Origin of the sequence: Devosia algicola (assembly GCF_028816455.1) — a bacterium.
Classification (GTDB): Bacteria; Pseudomonadota; Alphaproteobacteria; order Rhizobiales; family Devosiaceae; genus Devosia; species Devosia algicola.
Genome location: NZ_CP118246.1, coordinates 2,002,327 through 2,017,112, shown reverse-complemented (window position 1 = coordinate 2,017,112; position 14,786 = coordinate 2,002,327). Strand labels below are relative to the sequence as shown.

The following is a 14,786-nucleotide window of genomic DNA, read 5'->3' as shown; positions in this document are numbered from 1 at the left end:
TGCCGGGCTTGAAGGCGGTGGGCAAAAGGAGCCTTCTTCACGCCCTTTTCGCGGTTACAAAAGGTGACGAGGGCGATGTTACCCGAGAAGGCGAAGCAAGTTTCATTGCTGGAGACCGCCGCAAAGAGGGTGTATTTCCACTTAGCAACGTTCTGTTCAATATCAGCGTTGGGCGAATTGCCAAGCGGGGCTTTCTGAGGTTGGTCTCCCAGAAAGACGAGGCAACTGCGGTCGAGGGACACGCCGCGGACCTTAAGCTCGACCGGGAACGTTTTGAGTCCAACATTCTCGAATTGAGCGGCGGCAATCAGCAAAAGGCACTGGTGGCCCGGGCGCTGGCCACGGAAACGCCGATTGTTCTTCTCGACGATCCTACGCGCGGCGTGGACATCAGCACCAAGCAGGATTTTTATCGTCTTTGCGATCAGGCAGCGAAGGCGGGGCATACACTTATCTGGCACACGACGGAGGATGCAGAGCTACTGGCCGCTGACCGGGTACTTGTGCTGGCGGACGGCAAGATTGTTAGCGAGCCTGACGGGTGCCCAGATCAGCGAAGAGGCGATTGTCGGCGCGTCCTTTGCGCACATGAACAAGTCCAACGATGCTGAAATCCAGTCAGGAGCGGGTATGGGCCGGGTTGCGCGCTCGCTTGTGCAGTCCGCGCCCTTTATCGGGCTTGCGATCGTGCTGTTGGTCATGATGTTGGCGAACCCCGCCATTGCGTCGGTTTTTGGTCTCGATCTCCTCCTGATGCCTGCCCTGTCGCTGGTCCTGGTAGCGATGGCACAGATGTATGTCGTCGGCGGTAGTGAAATTGACCTCGGGGTAGGGGCGTTTGCCGGACTCGTCAGTGTGCTGAGCGCAACGCTCCTATTCGATCAGCCGATTTACGGCGTCGCAGCGATTGTCGTGGGCATTTTGGCCTATGCCGGGATGGGTTGGCTAATTCAGGCGCGACGCATACCAGCGATTGTGGTGACGCTCGGCGCGTCCTTTATCTGGGCGGGTATCGGCTACTCGGTTCAACCGACGCCGGGAGGGGCCAGTCCCGAATGGCTGAGCGCGGCCGTGAATTGGTCGCTCCTGGGACTGCCGACGTCCGTCATCCTGATCGTGTTGGTCGCGGCCATTGCCGCTGCTATCAACCAGATGCCGCTTGGGGTCGTTCTGCGAGGATTTGGCAATAATGCGGGAGCGATGGTGAACTCTGGCTGGTCTGCGGCGCGCTTCGCCATGATCAGATATTTGATTTCGGGCGTATTTGCTGCTGCGGCGGGCATGTCGTTGACTGCGATTAACACGGCCAGCGACATCAACTCTGGCAATTCCTACACCCTGTTGAGTGTGGCGGCGGTGGTCATGGGCGGGTGCGCGCTGGCCGGCGGCATCGTGGCGCCCGTCGGTGCGGTCGCCGGTGCCGTCACCCTGGCGTTGATCGGGGCGCTCCTCGGCGTGCTCAATGTCAGCAGTGATTTCAATGCTGCGACGCAGGGTCTTGTGTTGATCGCGCTGCTGGCCATGTGGTCGTTTGTGAACAGGCAGGAGGGTGAAGAATGAACTGGTACCCGGCCTTCTCACGCTGGACGCAAGCCAACCGCTGGTTCTGGTCTGCACTGGCTGTGGCGATCCTATGGTTGGTTCTGTCAGTCGTCACCAACAGGTTCAGCATCGCCAGCCTGTCCGGCATCCTGTTGTCTGCGTCCTTCCTGACCATCGTCGGGTTGGGCCAGATGTTCGTGGTTACGACCGGCCGGGGGAACATCGATTTGTCTATCCCCTCGGTCATTACGCTCAATGCGTACCTGGCACTTCTTACCATCCAGGGCGTTGACGCCAACCTCGTTGTGGGTGTGCCAGTGGCAATCGGCGTGGGCCTTCTTGTTGGGGGTTTTAATGCCATGCTCGTCGTGATGCTGCGCATTCCCGCGATCATAGCAACGCTCGCCTCGGGATATGTTTTGGCAACTGCTACCCTACTCGCCAACAGCGCCATTTCGGGCTTCGCCGTGAGTGGTGTGCTCAAGGCGATTGCAGGGGGACGGGTTTATGGCATCCCGGTCATGGTGATGGTTGCAATTGTTTGCGTTGCGGCTGCGTCTTTTGTGCTCCGGTTCACCGCCTATGGGCAGATGTTGGCGGCGGTAGGCCAGAACCGGGCCGCTGCGCGACTTGCCGGGATCAAGACCGGTGCCGTAATTGCGACGGCGTTTCTGATTTCCTCGGTGCTCGCGTCATGCACGGGCCTTGTGCTCGGGGCGTATGTCGGTGGCGCATTTCTTGAAATGGGCCAGCCGTACCTGCTGCAGTCTGTCGCCGCAGTGGTCGTTGGCGGCACGCTGATTTTTGGTGGTGCCGCGACGGCCGTCGGCACCTTTATTGCCAGTGTGCTGCTCATCCTTATCGTTACGACGATGCAAATCATGGGACTGCCACCGGGGACCCAGGACATGGTCCAGGGCGTTGTCGTCATACTGGTTTTGGCATTGGCAAGCCGGGACAGCGCTGTTCCCCAGATACGCAAGGCCTTCGACGCGCCGCCGCCTCAAGGCGAGGCAGATGGGAATCCCCATAACAAAATCGTACCGGGTGGCACGAGTATTATTGATGGCTAGATTTCGAGTGCAGTATCGCGCTGGTCGTCGGCATCAAAAGTGAGTAACATAGGATACCAGTGGAGCGCTTCGGGCAAGGATTAATAGTCGATAGCGAACACAGATTGGCTATAAATCAAGCATAAGTGAGAGCAATGCTGCGCATCTCGGCGTGCGGGTGTTGCCGTTCAGATTCAACTGGTATAATAACTATATCAGACGTACAACGGAGTGATTGTGTTCGACGATATTGAGAACATATTCGGAACGCGTGAGGCAGCGGTCGCTGGGGAGGCAGTGACGCTGGGCCCGCTGACGTTCCATATTGGCGAGTCGGGCCCGCGGAGCATTGCCTGGGCAGGCGTAGAGCTCGTGCGCGCCGTCGACTTCCCGATACGCGATGATGAATGGCGTACCGTCCCGACGCGCACCTTGGAAGCCGCCGCTATTGGCGGCGAGGGTGAGTATCAATATCGCCGCACGTTCGCGTCCAAGGACGGGAGTATTGAGGGCAGGTTCGTGCTCGAGGCGTCCGCCACCGGTCGAGTGCGGTCTCGCCTGGAACTGACGATAATGAAGGACGTGCGGCTTTGTCGTGCGGGCTTTACCATACTTCATCCAATAGCTGGATTGGCTGGGGAGCCGCTTACGATCCGGCAGCATGACGGATCGCGGACCGAGACACGGTTTCCACTCATGATCCAGCCATCACAGCCGGCGACGGATATTGTCGGTATGCACTACGCGATCCAGGGTTGCGAAGCTGACATCACCATGGACGGTGACGTGTTCGAGATGGAGGATCAGCGCAACTGGTCGGACGCGTCTTACAAGACATATGGTAAAACGGAGTCATTTCCGTTGGCCTATGATGTTCGAGCGGGCGAACGGATTGATCAAACGCTGACGTTGGACTTTAGGGGCGCGCATTCGTCCGCAGGGGCGGCTACGCGGTCGCCGCTGCAATTGACACTCGAATCGCTTCCTCAGGCAGAGGATTTTCCTGAGTTGGCAATTGCCATGGACGAGGACTGGGACGAGTCTGCAGTACCAAGTCCGCTCGACAATTTACGCCGTCTGGTCAGGATCGATCTACGAGAGGACTATCAGGTAGAGGGCTTGCGCGGAACGAGCCTGCCACCAATCGACCTCGAACTTATTGTCGCCGATGATCGAGAAGAACTTGCAAATGAACTTCAGACTTTGCGCCAGCGACTTGACGCCATCAGTGTCCACCCCGCACATGTCATGGCGTTGCCAGCGGCATATCTCAAGAGCCTATCAGCCTGGTGGCACGTGGCCCGAAGGCGCGAGTCCGGCCGAGACCACTTCGGCAGCACGGCGCGTCTTTCCAGAAGCGCGGATCGGGGGCGGGGTGCTTACAAATTTTACCGAGTTCAATCGCTGCCGTCCCGATCCGTCGACCGTCGATTACGTCACCCATGGGACGACCGCAATTGTTCATGCCGCCGATGATCTGTCCGTGTTCCAGACGCTTGAGGCGCTGCCGCAGATTTTTGAAAGTGCACACGGACTGGCGCCGGGAAAACCGTATCGGCTTGGCCTTACATCCATCGGAGCGCGTTCTAACCCGTATGGCACGACACTGACGCCCAATCCCGGCAGGAAACGCCTTACTCTGACCGATTGGGATCCGAGGGCCAACGCCCTATTCGGCGCGGCATGGCTGGTTGGCGTTGCCGCCGCAGCGGCGGATGCGGACATAGAGTTGTTGACCCTGGCGGGCGCCGGTGGGCCATTTGGAGTTCTTCGCGGCCCCGGGAAGGTGGCGCCGAGTTTCCATGTCTTAAGTCGACTATCCTTGATGCAGCAGCACCGGCGACTGCACGCCAAAGTGAGCGACCCGAACATATATGTGGTGGCAACCACCTCTGACAAACGGGCCTCCATTATTGTGGCGAACGGATGTGCACAGCCTAAGCAGATTCAATTGACTAGCAGTGGACGCGTGGCGATCCTCGACGCCGGCACCGTGCCAAGCGCAGCCAGTGCAGACTGGGTGGAACGCAGTTTGGCAGCGCAGTCCGGCCTGCTGGATTTGCAGCCCTATGCTGTTGCCTTCATCGAACTGGATGCTTTGGAAGAAACTTCATGAACGCCACCCGCATCGAAGCTGACTATCTAATTGAAACCGCTCATGACCCGCGTCGCGCTATCGCCGCGATGGCCGGCGAGCAGTCGTCGGGCACCTTTGTGCCAATACCGGGCGAAACCGAGGAATTGAAAGCCCGATCTGCAGCGCGGATAGAAGCGCTAGAAATTGTCGGCGAGACCGAAGAGCCCAGCTTGCCTGGGTCTAGCGCCTCGTCTACCGGATCGACCCGAGTGAGGGTCAAGACGACGCTGTCGTGGCCGCTCGACAATATTGGCCCATCGCTTCCCAACCTGATGGCGACGGTTGCCGGAAACCTGTTCGAGTTAAAACAGTTCTCAGGTCTACGTCTGCTCGATATTCGGCTACCGCAGGCATTTGCCGATAGTTATCCAGGGCCGAATTTTGGTGTCTCGGGGACTCGCGAACTCTCTGGTGTTGTGGGTCGCCCTCTGATTGGCACAATCATCAAGCCTTCGATTGGGTTCTCGCCAACCCAAACTGCCGATCTCGTTGATAGGCTATGCGCGGCCGGGATTGACTTCATCAAGGATGATGAATTGCAATCGGACGGTCCCGACTGTCCGTTCGAGGACAGGGTCCGTGCCGTGATGTCAGTCATTGACCAGCACGCCGATCGGACCGGTCGAAAGGTCATGTTCGCATTCAATATTACGGGCGAAATTGACGAAATGCGTCGGCGACATGACTTGGTGAGCCAACTTGGCGGAACCTGTGTGATGGCAAGCCTAAACTCGCTCGGTGTGGTCGGCATGATCGCGCTTGGGCGGCACTCACAACTGCCTATTCACGGCCATCGAAACGGCTGGGGTTACCTTTCGCGGCATCCAGCGCTTGGCTGGTCCTACGTTGCCTGGCAGAAACTTTGGCGCCTTGCAGGTGCCGACCATTTGCATGTCAACGGGTTGGCCAACAAGTTCTGCGAGCCCGATGACAGTGTGATTCAGTCGGCGCGCACTTGTCTGACGCCGATGTTTGACACCAAGCCCTGCATTGCAATGCCGGTTTTTTCGTCGGGTCAGACCGCAAAGCAAGTGGCCGATACTTTTTTGGCGTTGGGGTCGACCGACCTGATTTTTGCGGCTGGCGGCGGCATCATGGGTCACCCAGGCGGGCCCGGGGACGGCGTGCTGGCCCTTCGCGAAGCCTGGGACGCGGCATTGGCCAACATACCGGCGCCACGCTACGCCCAAAGCCATCCCGCGCTTGCCGCAGGCTCTTGCGGCCGCAGGCTGATGGCCACGGCGGCATCGCTTCCCGAGGGGCCGTTGCTCGCCTTCTATGGCGACGACTTCACTGGATCATCCGCGGTAATGGAAGTGATGACCTTCGCCGGGTTGCCAACAGTCATGTTTCTCGAGCCGCCAACGCCTACGACGATGCGCCAATTCAGCGGCTATCGCGCCATTGGCATCGCCAGCGTTGCCAGGGCGCAGTCGCCGGCCTGGATGGATGTCAACCTGCCTCCGGCATTTGAAGCCCTGGCGGCGCTCGGCGCACCCATCAATCATTATAAAGTGTGCTCGACGCTGGATTCATCGCCCACAACGGGATCAATCGGACGCGCTATCGATATCGGGCTGCCGATCTTTAGCAGGCGTGCGGGCGCGGCTGCATGGCATCCACTGGTCGTTGCTGCGCCCGGTATTCGACGATATCAGGCGTTCGGCAACCTCTTTGCCATCCATAATGGGGCGGGGTATCGCCTCGATCGGCATCCAGTAATGCGTAACCACCTGGCGACGCCGATGCGGGAGGCCGATGTTCGCCGCCATATCTCGGCGCAAACAGAAACCGCGATTGGGCTTATAGACCTCGTCGCCATCAAAGAGGGCACTGGGCAAGATTGCCTCGAACGGGAAATTGCGGCGGGACGAACGGTTGTCGCCCTCGATGTTATCGATGAGGAAACGCTGCGTCGCGTAGGCGCACTTGTTTGGGAAAATCGTGGCAGCGGCATGTTTGCGATTGGCTCTCAAGGCATTGAGTATGCGCTGGTTGCCTATTGGCGGGCATCTGGCATGTTACCTGCTAATGCATCTGCGCAAACGGCTGTGCCGGTCGACAGGATTGTTGCCGTTTCGGGGTCGGTGTCTTCGGTGACAGCGGCGCAAATCGACTGGGCCGAGGCCAATGGCTTTGCCGTTATTCCACTCGACGCGGCACTGGCAGTCGATGAACCATCATGGGTCGCGGCCCTGACTGAAGCCACAACGCGGGCTCGGGCCGTCCTTGATCGTGGTCTCTCTCCCCTCATCGCAACCGCACGTGGACCCGATGATCCGGCGGTGGCACGCCTGACAGCCGTCACGAGCACGCGTGGGGAGGTTGGCGTGAATGCCCGCATCGGCAGTGGCCTTGGCGCCATTGTCGGTGATCTGGTGCACTCTGGAGACATAAGTCGGGTCGCTGTGGCAGGCGGGGACACCTCGGGTTATGCCGCCGCGGCGTTGGGCATTTATGCCCTAGAAGCGACATCTCCCGTGGCACCGGGTGCTCCGCTGTGCAGGGCATTTGCCAATGCGGCGAAAATTGATGGACTCCAGATTGCCCTCAAGGGCGGGCAAATGGGGCCAGTGGATTTTTTTGGATCAGTTCGCGCAGGTCGCGCGATCGGCTAATGGAGAGACCAAATGACAAAAATTGCACTATTGGGCGCAGGCGGAAAAATGGGGGTACGTCTTGCCACCAACCTTAAGGATACCCGGTTCGATGTGGATCATGTTGAGGTTTCCCCCGAAGGGCGAGATCGCCTGAAAGCGGCCGTTGGCGTCGGCTGTATGGACCAGGGGCAAGCGGTTTCAGGCGCGGATGTCGTAGTCATGGCGGTGCCGGATCGTTTGATCGGCAAAGTGCTCAAGACTTTCGTGAACGATTTGCGCCCTAACACCAAGGTAGTGATGCTCGACGCGGCCGCGCCCCATGCGGGCGAATTGCCGGAGCGTGACGATATTACGTATTTTGTCACCCACCCATGCCATCCGCCAATTTTCAACGATGAGACCGATCCGCGTGCCCAAGCTGACCATTTTGGCGGCATATATGCAAAGCAGCATATCGTTTGCGCGCTGATGCAAGGTCCCGAGGAGCACTATGACCAATGTGAGGAAGTTGCTCGCGAAATATTCAAGCCGGTGATGCGGTCCCACCGCTGCACGGTTGAGCAATTGGCGATCCTTGAACCCGCCCTGTCGGAGACTGTCGGCGCAACATTTTGCATGGCTATTCGAGACGCAACCGATGAGGCCGTTCGGCGTGGCGTGCCGCAGCAGGCTGCGACCGATTTCATCCTCGGTCACTTGAATGTCGAACTTGCCATTGCGTTCCAGCTTTCCCCCGACGGCAAGTTCTCCGATGGAGCGCTGCAAGCCATTGACCAGGCGAAGCCCGAGATTTTCCGCGATGGCTGGCTTGAACGCGTCTTTGATCCCAAAGCCGTGATGCAGTCAGTCAAGGACATCTGCGAGCCGCCGATCAGGTAAATGGCTGTTGGGCGCAGCAAGCCAATCAGCCATGAAAACATCCGGTAAAATTTGCCAAGAATATTGGACGCTCAAGGCCGGCAACGGGCAGTTGCTTGTCATGTCAGCACCAGTGCCATAACCTCATGGTGAGCGCTTCCTACATTTGTTGATGTAGCTGCCGGGAGGATTTTTGGTGAACAACTTCGTCATGGCGGGATTTGCCGCCGCTTTGTGTCTCGTCGGTGTCGGCGCGGCACGAGCCGACGATGTTTCGGTGGCAACTGATACCCTGGCACTTGAGAAGCTCGAAAATGTCGCTGAATATTTGCAGGATCGCCTGTCTGATGAGGTCTATGACATTGATGGCGTCGCGCGAGCGGTCGGTGCAGACCCTCAGGATGTTGTGCAGTATGTACGACACAACATCGCCTACAGGCCCTATTGGGGCGCCTTAAAGGGCGGTGCCGGAAGCTTGCTGGACAGGACCGGCAATGCGCTGGACCAGAGCCTGTTGACCGCGCGATTGATGAAATTGCACGGCAGTGAGGTGCGGATCGGCTACGCCAAATTGGGCGATACGGCGGCGGCGAAAGTGTTGGCGCTCAGCCGCACCGAGGTTCCCGCTCCTCTCGACACTATTGATCTGGATGCTGAATTGCTTGCAGCGTTTCTCAATGAGGGCGGGTTGACGCGGGGCGATATTCAAGACAGCGTGAGCGGTCTGGAGGGAGCTGTAGAGGCGCGCACTGCCGAACTGGCCACCAAGCTGCCGAACTTTGTGCGCGGTGTCGAAAATGGCCTTTCGCCAGTGGCGGATTTTCTGGTTCCGCCCAGGCGTGACGCGGCTGCCGTGCGCATCGCGGCGGCTTATTTTTGGACTGAATATCGAGACCCTCAGGGCAAATGGCAGGTGCTTGAGCCTTTGCCGATGAACTTGGCGCCTGACCTGCGTGCCGAAGCCGAGTACTTTGATATTGACGAAATCCCTGTGGTTTGGGTTCACGAGGTCGCTGTCGCGGTGTCGCTTCGCATGAATGACGGTAGTCAGAAAATGCTGGCAAGCGCCGTGGTCCCATCGACACTTGGCCTTTATGCGCCGCTCGGCATGATGCACAGGCCAATTTTGGCCACCGAACCAGCAAGCGTGTCCGAAGGCTCTTGGGATTGCGCCTGAGGCGCCGGATCAGTTGCAGTTTGCAATGTACATTAATGGTCACGAGCTGGCATCGGTACATTACAAGTCGGATGGTACGGTTTTGGCGGAGGCGGATCTCATGGACAGTACGTCCGGCGGCTTCGGCGGCTTGGGCGACGCGCTCAAGGATATTGGAACAACGCAGGAAGCGGCAGCAAAATCTGTAAAAGGGTTGGCAGTTACCTACACGGTCACCAACAGTAAAGGGGTCGATCAGCCGCGTCACAGTCAGACTTTTGAACGCGTCATCATCCCCCACACTCTCCATGCCGGATCGAAATTTGTTAACGCCGGGTTCCGGGCACCGTGGATGGCCCGGATGTGGGTTATACCGTTCGCGGTTGAGCCCGCCTATTTCGATCGCCGCGTCTTAGAGGCTGATCTGGCACAAGTGAGGTCAAGCGTTGCAGCCCTGGACGGCAGGGCCGTTCCCCTGGAAGATACGCCCCACACGATGATCTCCCATTCATCGCTGGGGCACCGGACAGCGATGTTGGCGCGGGAAATGGACAGAATGTCGCGCGACGGCAACGCACCATTTGCTGACCGAATGGCTGTGATTGTGGAGGAAACGGGCATTTTTGCAGGCGATGAAACGCCAATCGTCACTACGTCCGTCGATTTGATGCAGATTTGGGGTGGCACATTGCCGGGCACACCACCGGTCAACGGATTGAGCTGGACATTGGCAGAAAGTCTGGCGCTGGCGCATACGGGTGCGTCAGAGCGCGTTGGCTTTGGCACCACCTTTGCAACTCTTCAAACTTCGGCCGGCCTGTCGGTTTCGCCCGTTGGTTCGGCGGAACAGGCGGCGCGGTACCAGACAGACCTAGCCGATGCTCTCTTGAACGACATCGAGAATGGTCGTCAAGTCATGGTGTTTTCGCATCTCGGCAACGGCATCTATTTAAGCCGCGAGCCGGAAACCGGGTTGATAGTAGGCCGCATGCCCGGCGGGCGGGGTCAGAGTGTTGCCTCGAGAACGATACTGGAGGCAGAGACGCCAGCCAGGTTGAAGGCTGCCGAAGATCTGGCGCTGGGAATCGAATTTCTCATGAATACTGCTGAAGCGGGTGTGTGTCTGGCGGCTTCCCCCGGCTCAACTGATCCAGACGCGATGCTTCGACACAATGTACGGTGTCTTGCAATCTATGCGTCCAACATCGCCACTCTGGGCGGGCCGACGGTCGCCGCTGCTGTCCTGCTCGGCCAATTTGCCGATTGCATTTACCGCACCCCTGAAAAGCCGATCCAATGCGGGATCGCAGGCGTGTCAGCCGGGATCGGGCTGGTAAGTGGTTTGCAAACCCGTGGAGCCGAGCGTGTTGTTGGATCGCTATTTACCAGTAGCGTGAAGGGTCTGAGCACCATCAAAGATGCCAGCTCGATTCCATCCGCGGAGTAAGGAGCTGCCCACATGACGATATCGAGTTCGATTTGTTTGCCAAAATGGCTACGGATGCTGCTTCTCGCGGGATGTCTGTCTTTTTTGTCCGGCGCTAGCGCCGTCACAGGCTCAGGACAGTGATCTGGGCGGACTTCTTGACCTTGCAGAAACGGTCGAAAGCCCCCTGGCTCAGCCTTATATTTGTCCAGTGGACGCTACCGTGCCCCGCCGCCCCGATGTCGCCAACGGTATTGTTTCGATCCGGTTGGAACGTGTGTGCCTTGATCCCGATGGTGATGAATCCCGGCTCATTGTCGAAGGTCGACTCACCAATCCGCACCAGACTGACAGTTTGGACGTCCTGCCTGCTGCCCGTTTGTTTCAGGTTCGGGGCGAGGGCGTCATATTGGCAGCTGACGCGGCATTGGACGATATCTTGATATCGGAATTTGCCCAACCGCTCGGCCCACTGGCTAGCCGGGAGTTCGTTGTGGCATTTCCTCTGACTGAAACACGCCCGGACCTGGACTTTGTTCACCCCGCTCAAGCTGGCATATTGTCATTTCCGGTTGTGCGAGACGGCGTGCTCATAACCGGCAAAACGCTTCCTCCGGTTCAGGTGCCAGTCGCAGATGCGCCCGAGGAAACTGAAGCACCTCAAGCGGACGCCACCATGCCGGTACCATCCGTGCCGATTAACGAGCCTGTATCGGCGGCGCCCGAAATATCGACGGCGACAGGTTGTGTCGCCATGGGCGACAGCTGTGTCGAACGATTGGATGGCGTCTACGACGCATCGGAAATCGTAATCTCCCGTGCCGATTTTGGCGGTACCATTACGCGTCTGGATCACCCATCACAGGACGTGGACGAGATCTTTCTGAGGTATGAGGACGCCAGCTTCATCGATGGGGACACCTACCATACACATCGTGTTCACGCCGATACACCGGACCAACCTGTCTCATTTGCGATGACCTTCGCCGGCGGCGCAACGGCCAAAATTGCGGCTGTCAGGGTGCATGGTTATCCGACCAAGGAATTCAGTTATCACCAGCAGAAAATGGCGGTGTATGTGTCGATGGATGGTGTGGCCGGACCGTGGACAATGGTCGGGTTGCCAGTTGCTGGTAACAAGAATGCCACTATCGAGGAGCTTCGTCTTGCCGTTCCAGTTGCGGCGAGCGCGGTTCGCATCGACATGTTTCCGCATCCAGACTCCAACTATTATCGCAGCGCCTACAACGTCACGCTGTCGGAAATCGAGGTCGTGGAAGCCGAAGAAGCGGCAACTGACGCGAGCGTCCTGTCGCCCGTCAAAGTTAATGCGCTGGACATGACCTTTGATGGGCACGCCGTCGCTTTCACATCACAACTGGACGAAACCACAAATAGCATCAGCGCAACGCTTAACCAGCAGGAAGAAACCTTCTGGCAGCCCGCGACCAATTTGCTGCCGCAGGAATTGACCTATGCATTCCACGGGCACGATGTTCAGCACATCGATGAACTGACGTTGACGATGACGGGGCAGACAGCGTTTCCGACCGATTGGGCGCCCAATATTCGGGTGGAGGTCAGTGCCGACGTCTCGCCGCTATCGCCCTATGAAGGTCTGGGGGCCATGCGTGCAGATCCGGCTACCGGGCAATTGAGCCTGAATCTGTCCAATGCTGTTGCCGCGCGTTATGTCAGGTTCATCATTGTCGATCCGGGGGTTCTGCCGTTTGGTGTTTCCAAGGTCACCGCCCGTGGACGGCTTTTGGACTTCGTGCGCGCCGACAATGTTTCGACCCGAGAGGGACGACAGACAGCCAGTGTCGACGACGATGAACGCGAACCAACGAATGACACAATGGCCGGAGCGACCTTGCTGCCGCTGGGCGTTGCGATAACCGGACGCCCGAACTCCGAGACCGATGTCGATTTCTACCGCTTCGTTGTCTCGGGTCCGGAAACGTCGGCAGTTACGGTCCGGTTAGCTGGATTGCCGCGCGTCAAAGTCAACCTCACCTTGCTCAGTGCCGAGGGTGTTCAGATTGCGACTACCCCGGCCGGGGGTGCCGCGACGGAACGCCTGTTCACCTGGGTATTGGCACCGGGAGAATATATTCTCGAGTTGGCGCAGCACCCGGCCACGGTGGCGATGTTCGTTGATAACAGCGGTAGCATGGGTTCGGCGATTTACGACGCACTGGATGCGGCCGACACCTATGTCGAAACCAAGATGGCCGACGAAATGCTGTCGCTGTTTAGTTTTTCGAGCCTGCCGGAGCGCCTGGTGGAGCGTACGTCGGACTCGCAGGCGTTGTTTAGTGCCATCAAGACGTGGCGAGCGGCGTCTGACGCTGGCGCGCAAAATGGAACGTCGCTGTATGATTCTCTGATGGCGGGACGAGATGAACTGAAGGACGCGGAGGGTAACAAGGCGATTATTTTGCTGACTGATGGTGCCGACGCCACGTCTGATCGCAGCCTTGAAAGGTTCTGGAGCGAGATATCCTCCTTGGATGTGCCCGTTTTTTCCATCGGGTACGGTGGCAGCATGGCAGATTTCGCCGAAGCTGAAGGCGCCCGTGGTCGTGATGTGATGCGGTCGATTTCTCTGGCAACCGAAGGTGCGTTTTACGAGGCGCCGACATCTGCTGAACTTGGCGGGGTCTTTGCGGCGATCGCTGACCGTATTCGAGGTCTGAACGGCTATCGGATTAGCTATGACGTCTCACCTGGGACCGGCACTTTGGAGGTGCTGGAGGTTGGTGGTGAAATGGTTGCTGCGGGCTCTGTTGGAACCACAATGGTCATTTTTGATGCGTCGGGTTCCATGAAGGCGCGTACCGATGCCGGGCGGGGGCGTATCAATGTTGCCCGAACCGTGTTGTTTGATCTGTTGGAACAGGTGCCCAAAACCGTTCCCATGGGCCTTTGGCTCTATGGCCATTCGCGTCCATCGGAGCCGAAAGATCTTAGTTGCCGCGACGTCTCGCTGATGGTGCCGCCCACGCCCATGAACCGTGACACCATCAAGGAGGTCGCCAAGGGCATCACACCACAGGGGCAAACACCGATTGGCTATGCGTTGCACCTTGCTGGTGAGAGCTTTGCCGAGGGGCAGAAGGGACTGGTTATTCTGCTGACCGATGGCGAGGAAACCTGCGATGCCGAGGCGGATGCGCCCTACAATCCAGAAGCCATCGTTCAACAACTGATTGATCGGGGGGTGGACCTGCGCGTGAACATTGTGGGTTTCGATGTATCGGACCCTACTGTGCAGGCAGAGTTGGCGAGTGTAGCAGGGCTAACAGGGGGCAATTTTTATTATGGCGAGGGACAGGACGGTCTTCGCGAAGCGATGACCTCAGCTTTCGCGGCACCGATCGACGTTTTGGACGATACGGATCGGGTCATTGCGTCGGGTCTGGTAGGCGGCGGGCCGATCACGTTGCCGCAAGGGCGTTATCGAATCCGCGTTGCTGGCACTGATTTCCTCTCGGAACGCCAATCGGTAACGCAAGACCGCGCGACACGGCTTTATCTCCGGCAGGAGGCCAGCGCCGTCCGGTTGCGGGTTGAGGAAACATCAATCGGTGCGTCCTATTCGCCTGACAATGGCGAAACGGCGCAGCAAGACGATGTGCGTGTGGCATTTGACCCAACAACCAGAGTCCCCGAAATGCCGGAAGAATTGGTGTTCAAGACGCAAAGCCTTCTTGTTGATCTGGGGTACGATCCAGGTCCATTGGACGGTGCTATGGGTGGCAAGACGCGGCAGGCGGCCCAGGCGTTTCTGGATAAGAACGGCCCGATAATGGCCGGGACACCCTTTGACGCGCGCGGCAATCCAACCCTGATGCTCTGGATCGAATTGTTGGCCGCATCTTTGGAAGCGCGCCGCGCAGATTGAGTCAGACGCTGGGCGATAATATCGGTGCGATCGCGCAGTTCGTCCAGCGGGCTCTCGTCCCTGGATAGTGAGCGCTCGAGATCGGCGTGCCGTGGCGTAGTTTTAGTC

10 protein-coding genes and 1 pseudogene are annotated in these 14,786 nt (G+C 58.4%); all 11 read left to right on the top strand.

All coding sequences use genetic code 11. From position 1 onward, the window contains the following. Positions 1–17: 17 nt before the first annotated feature. Entirely contained in the window at positions 18–611 is a 594-nt protein-coding gene (locus tag PSQ19_RS10630) for an ATP-binding cassette domain-containing protein (RefSeq protein WP_282217711.1), read from the top strand. Beyond that, complete coding sequence (locus tag PSQ19_RS10625; protein ID WP_282217710.1) at positions 523–1,560, top strand: ABC transporter permease; 1,038 nt, start codon at positions 523–525, stop codon at positions 1,558–1,560. The genes PSQ19_RS10630 and PSQ19_RS10625 overlap by 89 nt, the downstream gene beginning before the upstream one ends. Continuing rightward, positions 1,557–2,615 (top strand): ABC transporter permease, encoded by a 1,059-nt coding sequence (locus PSQ19_RS10620; RefSeq protein ID WP_282217709.1) that lies wholly within the window; start codon positions 1,557–1,559, stop codon positions 2,613–2,615. Before PSQ19_RS10625 ends, PSQ19_RS10620 begins: the two co-directional genes overlap by 4 nt. Before the next feature lie 216 nt (positions 2,616–2,831). Continuing rightward, a complete protein-coding gene (locus PSQ19_RS10615; RefSeq protein WP_282217708.1) occupies positions 2,832–4,070 on the top strand; it encodes a hypothetical protein in 1,239 nt (412 codons plus the stop codon). Further along, positions 3,970–4,710, top strand: coding sequence for a hypothetical protein (locus tag PSQ19_RS10610; protein ID WP_282217707.1), 741 nt, complete (start codon positions 3,970–3,972; stop codon positions 4,708–4,710). Before PSQ19_RS10615 ends, PSQ19_RS10610 begins: the two co-directional genes overlap by 101 nt. Next, a pseudogene (locus PSQ19_RS10605) lies at positions 4,707–5,939 on the top strand (ribulose-bisphosphate carboxylase large subunit family protein); the annotation flags it as partial. The gene PSQ19_RS10610 and the pseudogene PSQ19_RS10605, both read left to right, overlap by 4 nt. Before the next feature lie 24 nt (positions 5,940–5,963). Further along, positions 5,964–7,349, top strand: a complete 1,386-nt coding sequence (locus PSQ19_RS10600; RefSeq protein ID WP_282220677.1) for a four-carbon acid sugar kinase family protein — start codon at positions 5,964–5,966, stop codon at positions 7,347–7,349. A gap of 12 nt (positions 7,350–7,361) precedes the next feature. Further along, a complete protein-coding gene (locus PSQ19_RS10595) occupies positions 7,362–8,210 on the top strand; it encodes a phosphogluconate dehydrogenase C-terminal domain-containing protein (protein WP_282217706.1) in 849 nt (282 codons plus the stop codon). A 175-nt stretch (positions 8,211–8,385) separates the two neighbouring features. Beyond that, positions 8,386–9,366 carry a hypothetical protein gene (locus PSQ19_RS10590; protein WP_282217705.1) on the top strand — a complete coding sequence of 327 codons (981 nt, stop codon included), beginning with the start codon at positions 8,386–8,388 and terminating at the stop codon, positions 9,364–9,366. Between the two features lie 25 nt (positions 9,367–9,391). After that, the gene (locus tag PSQ19_RS10585; RefSeq protein ID WP_282217704.1) at positions 9,392–10,792 is read left to right on the top strand and encodes a hypothetical protein; all 1,401 of its coding nucleotides are present in this window, start codon (positions 9,392–9,394) and stop codon (positions 10,790–10,792) included. A gap of 202 nt (positions 10,793–10,994) precedes the next feature. Then, positions 10,995–14,678 carry a VWA domain-containing protein gene (locus PSQ19_RS10580; protein WP_282217703.1) on the top strand — a complete coding sequence of 1,228 codons (3,684 nt, stop codon included), beginning with the start codon at positions 10,995–10,997 and terminating at the stop codon, positions 14,676–14,678. Positions 14,679–14,786 lie beyond the last annotated feature (108 nt).